This is a genomic window from Mesorhizobium sp. B2-9-1 (assembly GCF_006439455.1).
Lineage (GTDB): Bacteria > Pseudomonadota > Alphaproteobacteria > Rhizobiales > Rhizobiaceae > Mesorhizobium.
In genome coordinates this window covers 74,253-92,735 of the sequence record NZ_VFTP01000006.1, presented here as the reverse complement: position 1 = coordinate 92,735, position 18,483 = coordinate 74,253, and the positions used below count along the sequence as shown (strand labels likewise).

19 protein-coding genes are annotated in these 18,483 nt (G+C 64.3%); 7 read left to right on the top strand and 12 right to left on the bottom strand.

Going from position 1 to position 18,483, the window contains the following annotated elements:
* A complete protein-coding gene (locus FJW05_RS13975) occupies nucleotides 1-621 on the top strand; it encodes a LysE family transporter (protein WP_140632944.1) in 621 nt (206 codons plus the stop codon).
* 4 nt (nucleotides 622-625) lie between these two features.
* Here FJW05_RS13975 and FJW05_RS13970 read toward each other — a convergent pair whose 3' ends face one another.
* Nucleotides 626-1,420: a 1-acyl-sn-glycerol-3-phosphate acyltransferase gene (locus tag FJW05_RS13970; protein WP_140632941.1), complete on the bottom strand. Its 795-nt coding sequence runs from the start codon at nucleotides 1,418-1,420 to the stop codon at nucleotides 626-628.
* Between the two features lie 81 nt (nucleotides 1,421-1,501).
* Nucleotides 1,502-2,404: a LysR family transcriptional regulator gene (locus tag FJW05_RS13965; protein ID WP_140632938.1), complete on the bottom strand. Its 903-nt coding sequence runs from the start codon at nucleotides 2,402-2,404 to the stop codon at nucleotides 1,502-1,504.
* Nucleotides 2,405-2,505: 101 nt separating this feature from the next.
* On the opposite strand from FJW05_RS13965, the gene FJW05_RS13960 reads away from it, so the two are divergent.
* Complete coding sequence (locus FJW05_RS13960) at nucleotides 2,506-3,126, top strand: pyridoxamine 5'-phosphate oxidase family protein (protein ID WP_140632935.1); 621 nt, start codon at nucleotides 2,506-2,508, stop codon at nucleotides 3,124-3,126.
* Here FJW05_RS13960 and FJW05_RS13955 read toward each other — a convergent pair.
* The 3 genes from FJW05_RS13955 to ftsE form a co-directional block, all read right to left on the bottom strand.
* Entirely contained in the window at nucleotides 3,123-3,797 is a 675-nt protein-coding gene (locus tag FJW05_RS13955; RefSeq protein ID WP_246673439.1) for a YdcF family protein, read from the bottom strand. The two genes, FJW05_RS13960 and FJW05_RS13955, sit on opposite strands and share 4 nt — an antisense overlap.
* Nucleotides 3,798-4,009: 212 nt before the next feature.
* On the bottom strand, nucleotides 4,010-4,996 hold the full coding sequence (locus FJW05_RS13950) for an ABC transporter permease (RefSeq protein WP_140632929.1): 987 nt from the start codon (nucleotides 4,994-4,996) through the stop codon (nucleotides 4,010-4,012).
* Nucleotides 4,989-5,648: a cell division ATP-binding protein FtsE gene (ftsE, locus tag FJW05_RS13945; RefSeq protein ID WP_140632926.1), complete on the bottom strand. Its 660-nt coding sequence runs from the start codon at nucleotides 5,646-5,648 to the stop codon at nucleotides 4,989-4,991. The genes FJW05_RS13950 and ftsE overlap by 8 nt, the downstream gene beginning before the upstream one ends.
* Before the next feature lie 180 nt (nucleotides 5,649-5,828).
* Between ftsE and FJW05_RS13940 the strand changes: the two genes are divergently transcribed.
* From FJW05_RS13940 to FJW05_RS13930, 3 genes are all read left to right on the top strand, one after another.
* Nucleotides 5,829-6,461 carry a hypothetical protein gene (locus FJW05_RS13940; RefSeq protein WP_140632923.1) on the top strand — a complete coding sequence of 211 codons (633 nt, stop codon included), beginning with the start codon at nucleotides 5,829-5,831 and terminating at the stop codon, nucleotides 6,459-6,461.
* A 177-nt stretch (nucleotides 6,462-6,638) separates the two neighbouring features.
* Complete coding sequence (gene hpt / locus FJW05_RS13935; RefSeq protein ID WP_140542580.1) at nucleotides 6,639-7,181, top strand: hypoxanthine phosphoribosyltransferase; 543 nt, start codon at nucleotides 6,639-6,641, stop codon at nucleotides 7,179-7,181.
* A gap of 81 nt (nucleotides 7,182-7,262) precedes the next feature.
* A complete protein-coding gene (locus tag FJW05_RS13930; RefSeq protein WP_140632920.1) occupies nucleotides 7,263-7,634 on the top strand; it encodes a response regulator in 372 nt (123 codons plus the stop codon).
* Here FJW05_RS13930 and FJW05_RS13925 read toward each other — a convergent pair.
* Nucleotides 7,617-8,582, bottom strand: a complete 966-nt coding sequence (locus FJW05_RS13925) for a DMT family transporter (RefSeq protein ID WP_140632918.1) — start codon at nucleotides 8,580-8,582, stop codon at nucleotides 7,617-7,619. The genes FJW05_RS13930 and FJW05_RS13925 overlap by 18 nt on opposite strands.
* Before the next feature lie 188 nt (nucleotides 8,583-8,770).
* On the opposite strand from FJW05_RS13925, the gene FJW05_RS13920 reads away from it, so the two are divergent.
* Nucleotides 8,771-9,655, top strand: coding sequence for a LysR substrate-binding domain-containing protein (locus tag FJW05_RS13920; RefSeq protein ID WP_140632915.1), 885 nt, complete (start codon nucleotides 8,771-8,773; stop codon nucleotides 9,653-9,655).
* 51 nt (nucleotides 9,656-9,706) lie between these two features.
* Here the strand turns inward: FJW05_RS13920 and FJW05_RS13915 are convergent, their stop codons facing one another.
* Nucleotides 9,707-10,687, bottom strand: a complete 981-nt coding sequence (locus FJW05_RS13915) for a permease (RefSeq protein WP_140632912.1) — start codon at nucleotides 10,685-10,687, stop codon at nucleotides 9,707-9,709.
* A 112-nt stretch (nucleotides 10,688-10,799) separates the two neighbouring features.
* Between FJW05_RS13915 and FJW05_RS13910 the strand changes: the two genes are divergently transcribed.
* Nucleotides 10,800-11,672 carry a LysR family transcriptional regulator gene (locus tag FJW05_RS13910; protein WP_140632909.1) on the top strand — a complete coding sequence of 291 codons (873 nt, stop codon included), beginning with the start codon at nucleotides 10,800-10,802 and terminating at the stop codon, nucleotides 11,670-11,672.
* A 25-nt stretch (nucleotides 11,673-11,697) separates the two neighbouring features.
* Here FJW05_RS13910 and FJW05_RS13905 read toward each other — a convergent pair whose 3' ends face one another.
* From FJW05_RS13905 to argH, 5 genes are all read right to left on the bottom strand, one after another.
* Nucleotides 11,698-14,313 carry a TIGR02302 family protein gene (locus FJW05_RS13905; protein ID WP_140632906.1) on the bottom strand — a complete coding sequence of 872 codons (2,616 nt, stop codon included), beginning with the start codon at nucleotides 14,311-14,313 and terminating at the stop codon, nucleotides 11,698-11,700.
* A gap of 115 nt (nucleotides 14,314-14,428) precedes the next feature.
* Nucleotides 14,429-15,370, bottom strand: coding sequence for a threonine/serine dehydratase (locus tag FJW05_RS13900; protein ID WP_140632903.1), 942 nt, complete (start codon nucleotides 15,368-15,370; stop codon nucleotides 14,429-14,431).
* 28 nt (nucleotides 15,371-15,398) lie between these two features.
* Complete coding sequence (gene lysA, locus FJW05_RS13895; protein ID WP_140632900.1) at nucleotides 15,399-16,667, bottom strand: diaminopimelate decarboxylase; 1,269 nt, start codon at nucleotides 16,665-16,667, stop codon at nucleotides 15,399-15,401.
* 55 nt (nucleotides 16,668-16,722) lie between these two features.
* Nucleotides 16,723-16,929: a lipoprotein gene (locus FJW05_RS13890; protein ID WP_095767477.1), complete on the bottom strand. Its 207-nt coding sequence runs from the start codon at nucleotides 16,927-16,929 to the stop codon at nucleotides 16,723-16,725.
* 153 nt (nucleotides 16,930-17,082) lie between these two features.
* Nucleotides 17,083-18,483 (bottom strand): argininosuccinate lyase, encoded by a 1,401-nt coding sequence (gene argH / locus FJW05_RS13885; RefSeq protein ID WP_140632897.1) that lies wholly within the window; start codon nucleotides 18,481-18,483, stop codon nucleotides 17,083-17,085.

The window sequence follows — 18,483 nt, the reverse complement described above, 5'->3', positions numbered from 1 at the left end:
ATGGCTGGTGGTGTTCTGGGCGCGGCACAGCCTTGGCAGCAAGTGCTGGCGCTTATCGTGGCCGCGACTGTCGTCATGGGCAGTCCGGGACCGGCGACCATCAGCGTGACCGCCGTCGGCGCGGCTTTCGGTCTGCGCCCTTCCCTGGGTTACACGTCTGGCGTGGCGCTTGGCACGATCGCCGTGCTTCTGGCGGTGGCGGCCGGGATTTTCGGCATGCTGACCTCGGTGCCGGGAGTGGCGCCGGTGCTGGCGGTCGCCTCGGCAGGCTACATCCTTTATCTCGCTTTCAGAATAGCGACAGCGCCGCCGCTGGCGGAGCGCGGGAGCACCGGGACGAAGCCCGATTTTCTCGGCGGCTTCATGCTCGCCGTCGCCAATCCGAAAGCCTATGTGGCGATCGCAGCCGTTTTCGCCGGCGCCGCGGCGCAGGCCGATGCGCTCGGCGTCTCCACCAGGCTGCTGGTGCTTGCCGCGATGATCGTCGCCATCCACGTCGTGTGGCTGCTTGCCGGAACGGCGTTCGCGCGCGTCCTGCGCCATCCGCTGGCCTCGCGGATCATCAACCTGGTGTTTGCCGGCACGCTGGTGCTGACGACCCTGCTGGCGGTGCTGCGGTAGCCGATCAGGTCTTCGCGGTTACGCCGAGTTCCGCCAGCCGCTTTACCGCCGTCGGCGGCATGGGCGGCGGGTTCGGCGCCTGCGCGGCCTCGACGAGCATCTGGTCGCAGGCGGCTTCGGTCTCGCCGATCAGCCGCTGCATGAATTCCTCCTTCTCGAGGCCCGGCGGGATCGGCGGCAGGAAGCGGGCCTTGATGGTGCCCGGATAGCGCAGGAACTTGCGGCGCGGCCAGTAGAGGCCGGCGACATGGGCGACCGGCACGACGGGAACGCCGAGCTGCGTGTAGAGCTCGACGATACCGTATTTGTAGGACGGCTCGGCGCCCGGCGGGCGGCGGGTGCCTTCGGGATAGATGATGAGCTGGCGCGGATTGCGGTCCATCTCCTGCCTGGTCGCGGTGACGACCGCTTTCAGCGCTTTCGAGCGGCTGCCGCGATCGACCGGGATCATACGCATCTTCAAGATGTACCAGCCGAAAAAGGGGATCCAGGTCAGCTCGCGCTTCAGGATGTAGAGCGCATCGTCGAGATAGGGGAAGAAGGCGATCGCGTCCCAGAAGGACTGATGCTTCGGCGCCAGGATGAAGGAGCCTTCGGGCAGGTTCTCGACACCGGTGATCTCGCTCTTCGTCGCGGAGATCTTGTCATAGAGCCACATCGAGGTCCGCGACCAGAATTTCGGCACGAACCAGGCGCGGTGGCGCGGCGACAGGAAATAGAAAGGCGTCCAGAAGATCATCTGGACGATCAGGCTGAGATAGAAGACGAAGTTGAACGCCAGCGAGCGGATGATGAGCATGCAAGGGGCCCGTGAGGAAGTGTGCGTTGGTTACACCAAGCGGCGCCAAAAAGGAAACGCCGCCATTGTCAAATGGTGCCGCTAGAGTGACCGAGCCAGCCGTTCCTTGAGACGCGGCGCGGCGAAATCGAGGAAGGCGCGCAGCTTCACCGGCAGCCGGCCCTGGCCGGCATGGACAAGGCTCACCGGCCAGGGCGGCGGCTCGAACGGCTCCAGCACCACCCGCAACGCGCCGGCGCGCACGGCGGCATCGGCCTGATAGGAGAGCACTTTTGTCAGGCCTAGGCCGGCAATCGCAGCATCGATCGCCGCCTCGGCGGTGTTGACCTGCAGGCGCGAGCGGACCGCGACGGTGGTTTCCGCCTTACCCGCTCCGAAACTCCATGTCGCAGGGGCGGCAAGACCTTCGAAGGTGACACAGTCGTGGCCGGCAAGGTCCTGCGGGGTCGCCGGCGTGCCATGCAAGGCGAGATAGGCGGGGCTTGCGCAAACGATACGGCGGATCGAGCCGACGCGGATTGCAACCATGGCGGAATCCGGCAGCTCGCCGATACGCAGGGCGAGATCGATATGCTCCTCGACCAGTTGGGTGATCCGGTCCGACAGGGTCAGGCGGACATCCACTTGCGGGTAGACGGCGAGAAAGCCGGTGATCACCGGCAGCACGTGCAGGCGGCCGAACACGACCGGCGCCGTGATGACCAGCTCGCCGGTCGGGCTCGAATATTCGCCGGCGGCATCGCGCTCGGCCTCGCTCACCTCGTCGAGGATGCGACGGCAGGCGGCAAGATAGGACTGGCCGGCATCGGTCAGCGTCAGCCGCCGCGTCGAGCGGTTGAGCAGGCGCGTCTTCAAGTGCTTCTCCAGTTCGGAGAGCTTGCGGCTCACCGTCGGCAGCGGCACGCCGGCGCGCTTGGCTGCAGCGGAAAGGCTGCCGGCCTCCACCGTGGCGACGAACAGGGACATAGCGTCGAGGCGGTCCATTATTCTTCCGAAATATGGAAAGATAGATTGCAAACATGCTCTCTACATCCGGTTTTCGGAAGAGCCTAATTGATGTGCGATCCTGTCCGCGGAGCGCCAGCATGAACGAATTCACCAGCGACGTCGCCTTCACGCCGACCGTCAAGGCCATCCAGTCCCGCAAGGGGTCGCGCGATTCCTATGCGCGCGTCGAGCATCGCGGCGGCTGGCGGGCAACCATCACAGCGGATCTAGCCGCCTTCATCGAAGCGCAAACCAGCGTGTTCCTGGCGACGGCCAACGCCGAAGGCCAGCCCTACATCCAGCATCGCGGTGGGCCGGCCGGTTTCCTCAAGGTGCTGGACGAGCACATGATCGGCTTTGCGGATTTTTCCGGCAATCGGCAGTTCATCACCCAGGGCAATCTCGAGGACAATGACCAGGCCTTCCTGTTTCTGATCGATTACATGCTTAGGCAGCGCATCAAGATCTGGGGCAGGGCGCGTGTCGTCGAGAATGACCCGGAGCTGACGGCGAAGCTGATGCCCGCGGACTACAAGGCGCGGCCGGAGCAGGCGATCCTGTTCACGGTCTCCGCCTGGGATGCCAATTGCCCGCAGCACATCCCACAACGCTTCGAGGCGGCGGATGTCGCGGCCGCACTTGCCGAGCGCGACCGGCGCATCGCCGGCCTGGAGCAGGAGATTGCGCGCCTGCGCGGCGGCGCGCCAGGCGAAGTCTAGTTCTTGACCACCGTCGTGGCTTCGGCGAGCGTGACGCCTTCGGGCGTCGCGCGCAGCGGAAGGAAGCCGCGCGCCAGAGACAGCACATATTTGCTGTATTCGGTAAGCAGCACACGCAGGGCCTCCGGCTTGGTCAGCCAGCCGCCGTTGCCAAGATTGGTGTTGACCACCGGATAGGGCTCCAGGCGCGCGCCATGCAGCAGCCGGCCCATCTCGAGCAAGCTGCGCGGCATGTGATAATTATTGGTGACGATGATGATGCTGCCATAGGCGTGGTTCTCCACCCATTTGGCGCTTTCTTCGGCATTGCCGATGGTGTCGAGCGCGGCGCGGTCGATATCGACGCAGCAGGAAAAGAGCTGCTTGTCGCCGCCCATCGCCGCCTGCAGCTGGCGCTTGGTAGCCGACGGATGGACGCCGCTGATCAGCAGTCGTTCGCCCTTGCCGGAGGCCAACAGGTCCATCGCCGCGTCAAGCCGCGACTGCCCGCCGGTGAGCACGATGATGGCGTCGGCCCTGGCCGGATTGGCCGGAGTCGTCATATGGCTGACCTTGTCGGCAAACCAGCCGAAGCCGCCGGCAAAAAGCACCAGCGCGGCGAGAACCACGAAACCGCAGACGCGCAAGGCGAGCCGCAGACGACCAAACCCGGCGGAGGCAGCGCTGCGCATACGCATCGCCGGCATCCGTCCAGCCGTCTCGATCGAATCCCGCGCTTCCATCATCCCCAGGTTAATCCTGAAAGCTTCTAATGGTTAACTCCGAAATGCGGCCGTTGATAGGTGAGACGGCGCACATTGCGTTACGGCAAGTGTCCCGCGTGTGATCGTTGTCTTGCTTGATTATACGCGCTTTGCGCCGGTTTCCGGATTGATCTCATGGGTCAGCCCGCATCCGGCTGACGAACGTCGATGTCGCTGAGATAAGCGACGACGGTCGCATGCGAGGTGGCCGCGGTCAGCGCGCCGATCACCAGCACCATCAGGCCGACGCCGAGATAACCGGCCGAACCGATGGCGAAATTGCCGAACAAAGCGGTCGCCTGGTCGGCCTGGGGCGTCGCCATGTTGCGCGACGACCACCAGGAAAAGACGATGAAGACGGCGATCGCCAGGGCGCCGCCGGCGGCCGCGCCCTTCATGCCGGTGACCAGGAAATGCCAGCGGAATTCGCGCGCGATGAAGCGCGCCTCGGCACCGACGAAGTGCAGCACCTCGATGATGTGGCCGTTTCCGGCCATGGCGCCGCGCGTGGCGAACACCACCGTCAGCACTGTCGCCGACAGCATCAGCACCAGAACGGCAATGCCGATCGTCACGGTCGTGCGCGCCATGGCGACCAGACGGTCGACCCAGGTGCGGTGGTCGTCGAGCGCGGCGGTCGGTATTTTCGGCGTGATGGCGGCGCGCATGGCGGCAAAGTCGGGCGGGCCGGCCTCATCAATGGTGACGATGATGAGGCGCGGCACCGGCAGTTCGTCGATGTTGAGGCCGCTGCCCAGCCACGGTTCCAGAAGACGCGCGGTCGCCTCGCGGTCGATGATCTTGGTGCCCTTCACGCCGGGGAAGTCGCTGGCGATCTGCGAGGCCTGCGCAAGGGCCGCCTCCATGTCCAAACCGTCGGCCGGCTTGATCTGGATCGTCGCCTCGCGCGATATCTGGTTTTCCCAGACGGAGGCGGTATCGCGCACCAGCGTCACGGCGCCGAAGGTGAGGCAGGACAGGAAGGTCATGATGGCGATGACCAGCACCAGCGCCCGTCCAGCGATGTTCTGCGCCGGCACGATCGGCGCCGTCTTGCGCTGGACACGCCGGACCGTCGTCGTCTCGAGCGCTTCGTGCTGGAGGTGATCGGCCGGAAGGTCAGTCATAAACGTCCAACCTTCCACCGGCCAGGATCATGCGGCGCGCATCGACCTGCTCCATCAGGCCGAGGTCGTGGGTGGCGATCACCACGGCGGTGCCCAACCGGTTGAGCTCGATGAACAGCCGGAGCAGCCGGCGCGCCAGCGGCGGGTCGACATTGCCGGTCGGCTCGTCGGCAAGCAGGATCTCCGGTTGCTCGATCAAGGCCCGGGCAATCGCGGCGCGCTGCTTTTCGCCGCCCGACAGCACCGGCGGCAGCACATGCATGCGGTCGCCGAGGCCGACCCATTTCAGCAGCTCGGTGACGTCGGTGCGGTAGGTCGCCTCCTCGCGCCCGCGCACGCGCAGCGGCAGCGCGACATTCTCGTAGGTCGTCATATGGTCGAGCAGGCGGAAATCCTGGAACACCACGCCGATGCGGCGGCGCAGCAGCGGCAGTTCGCCGCGCGAAATGCGCGAGCGGTCCTTGCCGAAGATGGTGATCAGGCCGCGCGTCGGCTTCAGCGACATGAACAAAAGGCGCAGCAGGGTCGTCTTGCCGGCGCCCGAAGGGCCGCTCAGGAACTGGAAGGAGCGCTCCGGAATGTGCAGGGAGATATCGCGGAGGATCTCCGGACCCATGCCATAGCGGAGGCCGACATTTTCGAAGCGGATCACGTTCGGCGACCTGAAACTCTCGGCGGCGACGCGCCACAATCTATCTTAACAGACCATCGGCCGGCATGGTTAACCGGCGGTTAATTTTGCAACGCCCAGCATGCATCAAAGCCATTCCGGTGGGGAAGCGTTAACCAATTGCGTTTACGCAAAAGAAACGAAGACTGCACTGGTGCCGTAATGGCTGACGAGAGAACCGCGCGCCCTGTTTCCGGCGAAATCATGACCGGCACGGCAACAAATGCCGCGCCGGAACGCGTCATGTTCGATGCGGCCGACATCGTCGATGCCGACTATGTGGTGCTGCCGCGTTTTGCCGCTTATCCAGAATCGGCACCGCCGCCGCAGATGCCGTCGACGCCATCGATCGGCGGCATGGGCATGCTGCGCAGACCGGAGGTGGCGCCGTCGCGATCCTCGCGTGGCGGTCCGTTGTTCTGGATAGCCGGCGTCGGCATAGCGCTCGCATCCTTCTGGGTGTCGGGTGGTCATGCGCTGGTCCGGCAAAGCCCCTTTTGGACGACCGCCGCGCCGGCGAGTGCGCTCACCATTTCCGGCGTAACGTCACGCATCGATGCGTCGGGCTTGAAGCCGGTGCTGTTCGTGGATGGCGAGGCCGCGAATGACGGCATGAGGTCGGAAACGCTGCCGCCGCTCGAAATCCGCGTTACCGACAACAATTCCAACATCATCCGCTACAGGCTGGGGACATCCAACCGTTCGTTGAGCCCGGGCGAAAGATTCGGCTTTTCGAGCCGCTTCGATGTGCCTAAAGACGGCGTCAGAACCGTCGCAGTCATTTTCGCCGGCTAGACGGGTCGATATTCAGGTGAGGCCGGCCTGCAAATAGCGGCTTCCCACGCTTCCGGTGCTCACGTACTGAAATGTACGCTCCGCTCCGGTTCTCGGCAGCCGCCATTTTCGGCTCGGCCTGACCTGAATCTCAACCCGTCTATCGACACCGCTGCCGTTTTTTTGAAGGAAGAAGCTATGCCAGTCGTGCGCGGCAAGGACATCGAGGTCCTGTTTTCGGCGTCGGCGATCGCGCGCCGCAATCTCGAGCTCGCCAAGGAAATCGCCGGGCGCGATTACCACGACTTGCTGGTAATCTCGATCCTCAAGGGCTCATTCGTCTTCGCCGCCGATCTCATCCGCGCCATGCATGATGTCGGCCTGTCGCCGGAAGTCGAGTTCATCTTCATCTCCAGTTACGGCGCCGGCACGACCAGCGGCGAGGTCAGGGTGCTGCGCGACATCGACAACGAAGTCGCCGGCCGCGACGTGCTGTTGATCGACGACATACTCGAATCCGGCAAGACGCTTTCCTACACCCGCGACCTGATGCTTTCGCGCGGCGCCAAGAGCTGCGCCGTCGCCGTGCTGCTTGACAAGCGGATGCGCCGCCAGACCTCGCTTAACGCCGACTATGTGGGCTTCGACTGCCCGGACTATTTCGTCGTCGGCTACGGCATGGATGTCGCCCATGCGTTCCGCGAGCTGCCGTTTGTCGGGGTGGTGAAAGGCGACGCCTGAGGAGGCGGGGACCGTTCCGAAAAGCCGCCGATCGTTAGAATTTTCAGAAAACATCAACGTTTCGGCGGCATCAATCTCAGCATGGCAAAGCTTCTGATCGTCGAGGACGATGAGTCCGTCCGCACCCTCGCTGCCCGCGCGCTCGAGCGCGATGGCCATAATGTCACCATCGCCACCGACGGCGCGCAGGGGCTGGACATGATCCGGCAGGCGCGCGGCGGTTTCGATCTGGTGGTGTCCGACATCCGCATGCCGGAGATGGACGGCATCGAGATGGCGACGGCGGCTGCAAAAGAGTTTCCGACCATGCGGATCATGCTGATGACCGGCTATGCCGACCAGCGCGAGCGCGCCGAGGAGCTCAACGGCATCATCCTCGACGTCGTGCAGAAGCCGTTCACGCTTGCCGAGATCCGCGCCCGCGTCGGCAAGGCATTAAGCTGCTTCGCTTGAGACCGCGTCGGTCGTGACAGGGGCGGCCGGCGCTGCACTTCGCCGACGCCCGCCGCTCAGCGCAAGCAGGCCGGCGCCGATGATCAGCGCGGCGCCGAGCACGGTCGTCTCGCGCGGCACCTCGGCGAAGAACAGGAAGCCCCACAGCGGCGACCACAGGATGCCGGTATATTCGAAGGTGGCGACGCGGTTGGCCGGCGCCATCCGGTAGGCCTGCGACAGCAGGATCATGCCGGCCGAAGCGACGAGGCCGCAGGCGGCCATCTTCAGGAAATCCGGCATTGCCGGCCATACCCATGGCCGCACCAGGAATTCGACGCTCGGATGCGCCGCATGGGTGATGCCGGCGAGATGAAAGACGGCCGCAACGGCAACGGCGCCGCTGAGATAGGCGCCGTTCTGGTAGAAGGCCATCACCGTCGACGATTCGGTGTCGCCGATGCGGCGCGCCATCAGTTGCGAAAAGCCGTAGAGGAAGGCCGAGCCCAGCGACAGCAGCGCCGCCCAGTCGAACACGCCGCCGCCGGGCCGCACCATCACAAGCACGCCGACCAGGCCGATCAGCACCGTCGACAGGGTTTTCCATGAGACGCGCTCGCCGAGATAGGGACCGGCCATCGCCATGATGAACAGCGGCGCCATGAAATAGAGCGCCACCGCATCGGCCAGCGGCAAGGCGGCGATCGCCAGATAGTAGACCGTGTAGGACGAGAACTGGATGAAGGCGCGCAGTGTCAGCATGCCGAAGCGCTTCGACAGCACCGCCTTCAGGCCGACATCAGCCTGGACGAGCACGATCAGGATCGGCAGCGCGACGATGGCGCGGATCGCCATCACCTCTGTCACCGGATAGCCGCCCGAAACCGCCTTCACCAGCGGATCCTGCAGCGAAAAGACCAGCACGCCGAGACAGAGACTCAGAATGCCAAGCACCGTCCGGTTCTGCATGATCTATCCAGCGAAAAAGAACCCGCCACCATTTTCAGGCAGCGGGTACGAGTGAGGACTCTTCGATTGGTCCGCGACCGATTTCGCGGCCGCATATCCAATGGGTGTCATGACTATCCTGCGGCGTTTGACATCTGGCAAACGAATTGGAATGATGCCAGCAATCAACTTTGCTTATGGCGACCTCGATGAGACCAGTCCTCGACAGCGACCTCTTGCGCACCTTCGTGGCGGTGGCCGAAACCGGCAATTTCACCCGCGCGGCGGAGAAAGCCGGGCGCACGCAATCGGCCGTGTCCATGCAGATGAAGAAGCTGGAGGACATGGTCGGCGACAATCTGTTCGAGCGCGGCTCGCGCGGCGTGGCGCTGACGCGCCGCGGCGGCGAGCTCATCGCCAACGCGCGCCGGATCGTCTCGCTGCTGGACGAGACCGCTGCCTCGCTGGTGGCGCCTCCGCTCGGCGGGCTGGTGCGCATAGGCATCCCGGCCGAATATGGACGTTCGATCCTGTCGCGGGCGCTGGGCGAATTCGCCAAGCGGCATCCGCGCGTCGAGGTCACGGTGCGCTACGCGCATTCGGATTCGCAGGTGCGGGCGCTCGCGGCCGGCGAGCTCGATCTCGCTGTGGTGTTCGAATGGGAGGGCTCTTCCGGCGGCGAGGTGTTGATGCACGACCCGACGGTCTGGGTGACGTCGACGCTGCACCACATGCACGAGGAACGGCCGGTGCCGATCGCGCTCTACAGCCGCAACGGCTGGTGCCGCGACTTCGCCATCAAGTCGCTGCAGCAGCGCGGCCTCGACTACCGCGTCGCCTACACCAGCGACACCAATGGCGGCCTGACGCTCGCCGTCACGTCCGGCCTGGCAATCGCGCCGATCTCGCGCAGCAACATCCCGCCTGATTGCCGCGAACTGACGGCCGCTGACGGTTTCGGCGACATCGATTCCTCCAACGTCGTCCTGCACCGCAATCCGCTGGCGACCGGCGAAGCGATCGACGGCATGGAGAACGCCATACGCGAGGCGTTCATGCTGACCAGGCAAACCGGCGTGGCGGCCGGCCTTTAGAGCCGGAGTGCGCTCAATCAGGCGGTCATCTGTTCCTGCGGCTTTCGGTGCTCATGAAAAATGCGTCCAGAGCGCCTGGAAGACATAGCCAATGACCAATGATCCGGAAACGGCGAGCGCGACGAACAGGACGATCGTTGCGGGTCTGAGGACCAAAGCGACTGCCATGACGCCCCAAATGCTCACCGCGCCCCCTGAGACGAGGAGCGCCATTGCCGCACCGGGTGACATGCCGAGAGCAAGCAAACCTTGAACCAAAGGCAGTGCCGCAAGACCATCGAGATACATCGGTGCGCCGACCAGCACGGCAAGGGGGATGGCATAATGAGAGTCTGCACCGACATAAGCGGTGAGGGCCTCGGGCGGCAGAAGATCGCGCAGCAGGAATTCAGCCGAAAAGGCAAACGTCAAACAAGTCACGACGGTTCTAGTCGTGGAAACGAGATTTTCTCCAAATACACGCACACGCGCCGGGTCGCGCCAAATTCTGAAAGATAAGCCCGTTGGCATGCATGTGCCACACAGTCCCACCTGGCTGGTGCCCGATGCCCGCAACGGGTTTTGGACCATCTGCGTGCGGGCCAGCAGAGCTGTCATCGCGCCAGAAAAGATTCCTAGCGCAAACGCCGCAAGCAACTTTCCAATGGCAAATCCAGGGCCGAGTAGCGCCCAGGTCGCGGTGAGCATCGTGGGTCCGGTAACAGGCGAGGAAAGCCAAAATGCCATAATGGGCGCAAGCGGAACGCCCGAAGCAAGAAGCCCTGTTGTGAGTGGCAGCACCGTCACGCCGCACACGGGGATCACGGTGCCGATTGCCGATGAGATAAAAACAGTTGCGACCGGGCGCCCTTTGAACCATCGCGCTGTAATGGTCGCCGCTCCACTGGCTGCGATCCATGCCGAGATGATTAGCCCAGCTGCAATCATCAACGCGACGTCCATAAAACTCTGCAGGACGAAATGGAGCGTCCCATATGCCCGTTGCGGCCACGTGAGCGCGACAGCAACTGTCACAGCGGCGGTCGCCCACATGAGTAGCCTTCTTTGAAGCCTCGGGAGCGTGACGATCACGGCATTACTCTCTTTGTGGCATCTATAGATCGCCTGTCTTCCATATGTGAAACGAATAGCTTAAATATCAGCTATGAGCATTGACGATGGGAAAAGCACTCAACTGGACAGCGAATTGCTGCGTACGTTCCTCTCTGTGGCCAAGGCAGGGAGTCTTAGCGGCGGCGCGGCCCGCCTGTTCCGAACGCAGTCCGCTATCAGCCTCCAGGTGCAGAAGCTGGAGAGTGCCATCGGGCAACGCGTATTTGAAAGGCATGGGCGCGGAGTTGCCATGACTGCTGCCGGCGAGCGCTTACTACCCGTCGCCCGCGATGTCGTAGAAATGCTGAACCAGGTGGTGGCCGATCTGCGCGGGTTGCCAGCCGAGGAGGAAGTCCGACTCGGTATACCCGAGGAATATGGCGACACGATTCTACCGTCTATTTTGGCCACCTTCACGGAGGAGGAGCCTGCAGCTCGAATTTTCGTGCGATGCAGTTCGAGCATGGAGTTTCCGCATGCGCTCGCTGCCGGCGAATTGGATATCGCCTTGCACTCGCCTGAGCGTGTCTCGAACGGCGACGTCGTTGTTCATAGTGAGCGAGCCGTGTGGGCCGGCTCCGCTTTCCACAGTGTCGAGACCCGGCGACCTCTGCCCGTGGCGCTGTTCGACAAAGCTTGCTGGTGGAGAGAGCGCTGTCTCGACCTCCTTCGGAAATCCGGACTGGACTATCAGATCGTTTGCACCAGTCAGAGCGTCTCAGGGGTTCGGGCCGCGATTGCTGCGGGAGTCGCGATCGGCGTATTGCCGCAAAGCACCCTGACCGATCGTATCAGGGCGCTGGGCGATGAGAAGCTGCCTCAGCTAGGCGAAACGCATCTGGTGCTCAGCGGCTCATCGAAAGCTCCTCGACACCTAGCCGACAAATTGGCAGCGATCATCTCACGGACATTCGTGGGAAGTTAGCGGTGCGCAACGGAACGGGTGAGCTTTATTTCAGCTCCAGCAGCCGTTCGAGATAGCTGCGCTCGATATCGGGGCTGAGCGCGTTGCCGAGCCGCTTGCGGATCGCGTCGAGGATCTGGCGCGCACGCTGGACGTCGATCTCGTCGGGAACCTTGACGGAGGTGCCGTCATCGGGGCCGTTGGTGGCGCGCGGACGTCCCAGCGGATCGCGATCGGCATTCTGCTCGCGGCCGCCCTGCTCGCTGCCGCCCTGGTCGCCCTGCATGGCCTGCATCTGCTTCATCATTTCCTTGGCGCCGCGGCGCAGCGCTTCCAGCGCGCGGCCCTGATGGCCGACGGCCTGGTCGCCGTCGCCCTGGCCAAGCGATTGTTCGGCATTGCCCATCGACTTGCCGGCCTCGCCAAAGCCCTCATTGGGCTCCATGCCCATGCCTTCGAGGCCTTTCTTCAACTGATCGAGCTCGCTCTGCAACTGGCCCTGGCCTTCCTGCAGCTGCTTCAGCGCATCGGCCAAATCCTTCGGCGACATTTTCGGCCGGCCCAGCGGATCGCGGTCCTGGCCGGGCCCGGGCCGCTGCTGCTGGTCGTCGGACTGGCCCTGTTCGCCATCCTCGCCAAGCTGCTGCTGCTCGCCGCCTTCGCCACGCTGCCCGCGCTGCATCTGGTCCAGCCGGAAGGTGTCGTTCATCATTTCCTGCTGGCGGCGCATGATGTCGCCGAGCTTGTCCATCTGCTGGCGCAGCTCGCTGTCCTGCTCGCCGCCCGGCTGCTGGCGGCCGGCCTGCAGGTTGTTCATCATGTCCTGCAGTTCGGAGAGAAGCTGCTGGGCTTTGTCGCGATCACCCGATTTGGCCAGATTCTCGATCTGGTCCATCATGCGGTCGATATCGCTCTGGCGCAGCTCGCGACCGTTCTGCTGCATCTGCGGCGCGTTCGGGTTCTGCTGCGCGCGCTGGGCGAATTCCTGCAGGAACTGGTTCATCGCCTCGCGCAGTTCCTTCATCGCCTTTTCGATCTCCTGATCGCTGGCGCCGTTCTTGATGGCGTCCTGCAACGCCTGCTGCGCCTGGCGCAGCCGGCGCTCGGCGGCCGACAAATTGCCTTCCTCGATGCCGAGCGCGATCTCCCACAGATAGGACACGACGTTGCGCAACTGATCGTCGCTCTCGGAGAGCTTCAGACGGCTCCTCGCGCTCATGATGGCAAGATAGTTCGACATGTTGTCGAACGTGTCCTCGGGACGCAGCGTGACCGCATCCATCAGGTCGAGAACGCGCGGCTTGGCATTGGTGTCGAGCGCCACCAGCCGGCGCTGTTCGATGACCGCTCTAGCCAGCGGATTGGCGAAGGGCCGCTCGGGCATGACAAGCGTTTTGGTTTCGCTGGTCGCGGTGTGGCCGGCGTCGTCCGTGGCAGTGAGCGTCAGCTTGATGTTGCTGCCGGCCCAGACATGCTCGGTCAGGTCCTTGGTCGTCTTGGCCGCGCTCGGCTTGCCGCCGCGGCGCGGCAACGTCAATGGCATGTCGGGCGCGCCGTAAAGCGGATGCGCGTTGGCGGCGGGTCGATCCGACAGCTCGAAAACAGCCTTGGCGGAGGCTGCACCATAGTCGTCGGCGATCTCGTAATTGAGCTCGATGGCGCCGTTGACGGCGCGCTTCGGCTCGCCGACGAAGCGGATCGTCGGCGGCTTGTCGGGAATGACGGCAAAGGCCCAGTGGCCGAGATCGCCTTCGCCGGATTTCAGCGTCAGCGTGCCGTTGGTGTTCAGCTTGCCGGAGAACTGGCGCACTTTTGGTGCGGTCTGGCCGGCGGCAGGCGCGGGGCCTTTGGGCGCGGCGGGCTCGATGGCGCGGTCATTGCCGCCTTGATCGGCATAGCTCAGCGTCTCCTCGCCCGAACCGCCGGTGACGCGCAGCGAGATGTCGCTGCCTTGCGGAACGGAAAAGGTCTGGACGGCCTGGTTGGCATCGGCCGTCAGGAACACCGGCGCCTTGCCGGTATAGGCAGGCGGCGTCACCCAGGCGTCGATGCGCGGCGGCACGGCATCGTGCGAGGCGCGCGCGACAAAACCGTCGCTGATCCTGCCGCCAAAAGGTCCGAAGGAGAAGGCAAGCGCCGTGACGAACAGCAGCCCCGCCACGGCGCGCAAGCCCCAGCGGTCGTAGTCCGGCACGCCGGTGCGCGGCCGGTCGGCGCCGAGGCTCGAAAGCCGCTCGGCCATGCGCTTCTGGTGCTCGCGCCACAGCGCCTGCGAGAAGATGCTCTCGGCGCCGCTCGGTCGGTCGGTCTGCACCTGCACCGGGCTGTGCAGCAATTCGTTCGCCGCCTCGATGCGCCGGTCGATCTCGGCTGCCGAGGGCATGCGGAAGAAGCGCAGCGGATAGAGCGCTGCGACCGCCGCCAGCCCGAACAGGGTCAGAAGGCCGACGCGCGCCGCGTCCGGCAGGCGCGGGAACAGGCCGAACCACGAAAAGCTGAAGAACAGGCTGGCGACGACCAGCAGCGGCAGCACGAGTGGCCAGGCGCGCTCGAAGGTCATCGAGGCCCGCGTCGCCAACCGGCTGAGCGCCAAGCGCCCTGCAAAGCCGCGTCCATCGCTGGTCCGGCTGCGTTCGCCGCTGGAAATGGGTCGTTCGGTCATCGGCCCTTCCTGCCCGGGCACGATAGCCCGGACGTCATCGCCAGAAGGATACCAGCAAACACGGCAAAGGCGAGGCGGGTTCCAAAAAACGTGAAGCGGTTTGGCCGGGTTATGATCAGAAATTGGCGAGATTCGTGTTCGAGCCGCAGACGAGGACGGCCACGCGCTCGCCGTCTCCGGGCACATAGCGTCCGGAAAGCATGGCCGCGAAGGCGGCGGCGCCACCCGGCTCGGCAATGATTCGCACGCGGTCCCACAGCGCCTTCTGCGCCGCGACGATGTCGTCGTCGCCGACCAGGATCGAGCGCTCGACGAAGGCTTCGGCGATCGGAAACATCATTTCGCCGACGCGCTTCGGCGCCAGCGAATCGGCGGCAATGCCCTCGGCGGGCGCATCGACCGGCTGGCCGGCCTCCAGGGCGCGGTAAAGCGTCGGCGCCCCTTCCGGCTCGATGGCGACGATGCGGATGCGGCCAGCGAACCAGGCGGCGATGCCGCCGATAAGGCCGCCGCCGCCGACCGCGACCAGCAGCGTGTCGATCCCACGCAGATCGGCCTCGATCTCCAGACCGAGCGTGCCCTGGCCGAGCAGCGTTTCCTCCTGGTTGAAGGCGTGGATCTGCAGGGCGCCGGTCCTGGCCGCGAAGTCTTCGCTGGCGGCCAGCGCTTCGGCATAGCGGGCGCCGCCGACGATCAGCTCGGCGCCGTAGCCGCGAATGCGCATGAGCTTCGCCGGCGGGCTGACTTCGGGCACGAAGATGGTCGCCTTGTGCCCGAGCTTCATGGCGGCGTAAGCGACGGCGGCGCCATGATTGCCGCCGGACGCGGCGACCACGCCGGCTTCGGGCACCTGGCGTTCGAGCAGGTTGGCGAAGGCGCCGCGCACCTTGAACGAGCCGGAATGCTGGAGACATTCGAGCTTCAGGTCGACCGGAAAGGCGGGCCGGTCGAAATCCGCCATGTCGACGCGCATGACCGGCGTGTGGCGCACATAGGGCCGGATGCGCGGCTCCACGGCGGCGATGCGTTCGCGCATGATCGTCTTTTTTTCCAGCATGGCCAGCTCCTTAAGGCGCGCCGCTCGGTTACTTCAGCCAGTCGGGGACCGAATCCAATCCAATCAGGTCCTCATAGGTTTGGCGCGGCCGCACGACGTGAAAACGGTCGCCGTCGACCAGCACCTCGGGCACCAGGAGCCTGGTGTTATAGGTGCCGGCCTGCACCGCGCCATAGGCGCCGGCGGTGGAAACCGCGATCAGGTCGCCCGACTTCAATCTCGGAAGATCGCGGTCGAGGCCGATGAAATCGCCGGTCTCGCAGACCGGCCCGACGACGTCGACCTTCATACGCGGCGCCGAAGCAGGCGGCTGCACCACCGGTCTGATGTCGTGGAAGGCGTCATAGAGCGTCGGCCGGATCAGGTCGTTCATGGCGGCGTCGACGACGAGGAAGTTCTTGGCGTCGCCTTCCTTCACATAGATGACCTCGGACACCAGGATGCCGGCATTGCCGACGATCAGGCGGCCGGGCTCGAACATCACTTTCAGGCCGAGCCTGGCGACGTGCTTCCTGACGATCTCGGCATAGGCGTCGGGCAAAGGGGGCGGGCTGTTGTCGACGCGGTAAGGAATGCCGAGGCCGCCGCCGAGATCGACATGCTCGATCGCATGTCCGTCGGCGCGCAGCGCGCCGACCAGCTCGACCAGCAATGCGAAGGCATCGTCGAAAGGCTGCAATTCGGTGATCTGGCTGCCGATATGAGTGTCGATGCCGGTTATCTTGATCCCGGGCAGTTCAGCCGCGCGGGCATAGACCTGCCGCGCGCGCTGCCAGGGAATGCCGAACTTGTTCTCGGCCTTGCCGGTCGAGATCTTCTTGTGCGTCCTGGCATCGACATCCGGATTGATGCGCAGCGAGACGGGCGCCACCTTGCCGAGGACCACGGCGCGCGCCGACAAAAGCTCCAGCTCAGGCTCGGATTCGACGTTGAAGCAGAGAATGCCGGCATTGAGGGCAAAGTCCATTTCCCGCGCGGTCTTGCCTACGCCGGAAAACAGGATCTTGCCGGCAGGGATGCCGGCGGCCAAAGCGCGGCGCAATTCGCCTTCGGAGACCACGTCGGCGCCTGCGCCCTGCCTGGCCAGCGTCCTCAGCACGGCCTGGTTGGAATTCGCCTTCATGGCGTAGCAAACCAGCGCGTCGAGGCCGGAAAAAGCCTCCTTGAAGACGCGGAAATGCCGGGTCAGCGTCGCCGTCGAATAGCAATAGAAGGGCGTGCCGACCTCGGCTGCAATGTCGGGAATGGCGACGTCCTCGGCATGGAGCACGCCGTTGCGGTAGTCGAAATGGTTCACGGGTGTTGGTTCCGGAAAGTTGAAGCTCGATGAGACCGGATCGATCTCACCGGCTCTAGAGCAGGGGATCGAGGATGAATTTCCTGTCCTTTACGGGTTTTTCCGGCTCGGGCGGCACCGGCTGCTTGGCGCGTTCGGCATCCTTGCGTGCCTGTTCCGCCGCCTCATAAGGCGTGTCGAGGCCGGTCTTCCTGCCGCAGGCCGTGACGGTGACAACCGCAGCCAGCAGCGCCAGCGTCACCAAAATCCTGCTACGGGTCATCGATCCATCCGTTCGAAACTGATTGCGTGCTGCGCTTTTAGCCGAGTTTTCAGCGCTTTGCATCCCGGCAATTTAAAGCGCGACGCGCTTTAAATCTTTGTTTTAATGCATGTCGTTGTCCCAGAACCGCTGCACACTTGTGGGCGACATGCATTAAGGCTTGGCAAGCCGCTTTTTCCAGTAGCGGATCTGCTTTCGCACTTCCGACGGCGCGGTGCCGCCGAAGCTCGTGCGGCTCTTGACCGAATTCTGCACGGCAAGCACCGAGAAGATGTCGTCGGTGATGCCCGAATGGATCGAGCGCAGGTCGTCCAGCGAGAGCTTTTCCAGCCCGAGCTTCTTCTCCTCGGCCAGCGCCACGGCGCGGCCGGTGACATGGTGGGCTTCGCGGAAGGGGAGGCCCAGATTGCGCACCAGCCAGTCGGCAAGATCGGTCGCGGTGGCGTGACCGGCGCCTGCCGCCTTCTTCATGGCGGCGGCGTTGACGGTCATGTCGCGCACCATGCCGGCGGTCGCCGCCAGCATCAGGTCGAGTGTCTCGGCGGCGTCGAAGACCGCTTCCTTGTCTTCCTGCATGTCCTTGCCGTAGGTCAGCGGCATGCCCTTCATCACGGTCAGCAGGCCGACGAGATGGCCGTTGACGCGGCCGGTCTTGCCGCGCACCAGCTCGGCAGCGTCCGGGTTCTTCTTCTGCGGCATGATCGAGGAGCCGGTGGAGAAGGAATCCGACAGGCGGATGAAGCCGAATTGCGGCGTCGACCAGATAATGATCTCCTCGGCGAGCCTGGAGAGGTGCGTCGCGCAGATCGCGGCAAGGCTCAGGAACTCGAGCGCGAAATCGCGGTCCGAGACGCTGTCGAGGGAATTGCGCGTCGGCTCGCGGAAACCCAACGCCTTCGCCGTCATGTGTCGGTCGATGCCGAAGCTCGTGCCGGCAAGGGCCGCGGCGCCCAGCGGGCTTTCATCCATGCGCTCGATGGCGTCGCGGACGCGCGAGAGGTCGCGGCCGAACATCTCGATATAGGCCATCAGGTGATGCCCAAAGGTCACCGGCTGCGCCGCCTGCATATGGGTAAAGCCGGGCATGACGGTCGCCGCATGCTCCTCGGCGCGTTCCAGGAACGCGGCGATCAGGTCCTTCAGCGCCCGAGCGATACGCTGGCATTCCTGCTTGACCCAAAGCCGGAGATCGACCGCCACCTGGTCGTTGCGCGAGCGGGCGGTGTGCAGGCGTCCCGCCGCCGGGCCGATCAGGTCGGCAAGGCGGGCCTCGACATTCATGTGGATGTCTTCGAGCTTGGTCGAGAATTCGAACGTGCCGGCCTCGATCTCTTTCAGAATAGTGTTCAGCCCGTGAGCGATTTTTTCTTGATCGGCGGCCGAAATAATGCCCGTTTCAGCCAACATCTCGCTATGGGCGATCGATCCGCTTATGTCCTGCGCATAGAGCTTGCGGTCGAAGCCGATCGACGCGTTGATCGCTTCCATGATCGCGGCCGGACCCGAGGCAAAACGTCCGCCCCACATCTGGTTGCTGGCCTTCTTGTCGCTCAT

Bases quoted from the DNA above. Each gene is read 5' to 3' on its own strand.
- FJW05_RS13905 (WP_140632906.1), bottom strand. From the start codon at position 14,313: ATGACCGAACGACCCATTTCCAGCGGCGAACGCAGCCGGACCAGCGAT.
- argH (WP_140632897.1), bottom strand. From the start codon at position 18,483: ATGAGCGACAAGAAGGCCAGCAACCAGATGTGGGGCGGACGTTTTGCC.
- FJW05_RS13960 (WP_140632935.1), top strand. From the start codon at position 2,506: ATGAACGAATTCACCAGCGACGTCGCCTTCACGCCGACCGTCAAGGCC.
- FJW05_RS13930 (WP_140632920.1), top strand. From the start codon at position 7,263: ATGGCAAAGCTTCTGATCGTCGAGGACGATGAGTCCGTCCGCACCCTC.
- hpt (WP_140542580.1), top strand. From the start codon at position 6,639: ATGCCAGTCGTGCGCGGCAAGGACATCGAGGTCCTGTTTTCGGCGTCG.
- FJW05_RS13955 (WP_246673439.1), bottom strand. From the start codon at position 3,797: ATGCGCAGCGCTGCCTCCGCCGGGTTTGGTCGTCTGCGGCTCGCCTTG.
- FJW05_RS13970 (WP_140632941.1), bottom strand. From the start codon at position 1,420: ATGCTCATCATCCGCTCGCTGGCGTTCAACTTCGTCTTCTATCTCAGC.
- FJW05_RS13940 (WP_140632923.1), top strand. From the start codon at position 5,829: ATGGCTGACGAGAGAACCGCGCGCCCTGTTTCCGGCGAAATCATGACC.
- FJW05_RS13900 (WP_140632903.1), bottom strand. From the start codon at position 15,370: ATGCTGGAAAAAAAGACGATCATGCGCGAACGCATCGCCGCCGTGGAG.
- FJW05_RS13915 (WP_140632912.1), bottom strand. From the start codon at position 10,687: ATGTGGGCGACCGCCGCTGTGACAGTTGCTGTCGCGCTCACGTGGCCG.
- FJW05_RS13950 (WP_140632929.1), bottom strand. From the start codon at position 4,996: ATGACTGACCTTCCGGCCGATCACCTCCAGCACGAAGCGCTCGAGACG.
- FJW05_RS13925 (WP_140632918.1), bottom strand. From the start codon at position 8,582: ATGCAGAACCGGACGGTGCTTGGCATTCTGAGTCTCTGTCTCGGCGTG.
- FJW05_RS13890 (WP_095767477.1), bottom strand. From the start codon at position 16,929: ATGACCCGTAGCAGGATTTTGGTGACGCTGGCGCTGCTGGCTGCGGTT.
- FJW05_RS13920 (WP_140632915.1), top strand. From the start codon at position 8,771: ATGAGACCAGTCCTCGACAGCGACCTCTTGCGCACCTTCGTGGCGGTG.
- FJW05_RS13965 (WP_140632938.1), bottom strand. From the start codon at position 2,404: ATGGACCGCCTCGACGCTATGTCCCTGTTCGTCGCCACGGTGGAGGCC.
- FJW05_RS13975 (WP_140632944.1), top strand. From the start codon at position 1: ATGGCTGGTGGTGTTCTGGGCGCGGCACAGCCTTGGCAGCAAGTGCTG.
- FJW05_RS13910 (WP_140632909.1), top strand. From the start codon at position 10,800: ATGAGCATTGACGATGGGAAAAGCACTCAACTGGACAGCGAATTGCTG.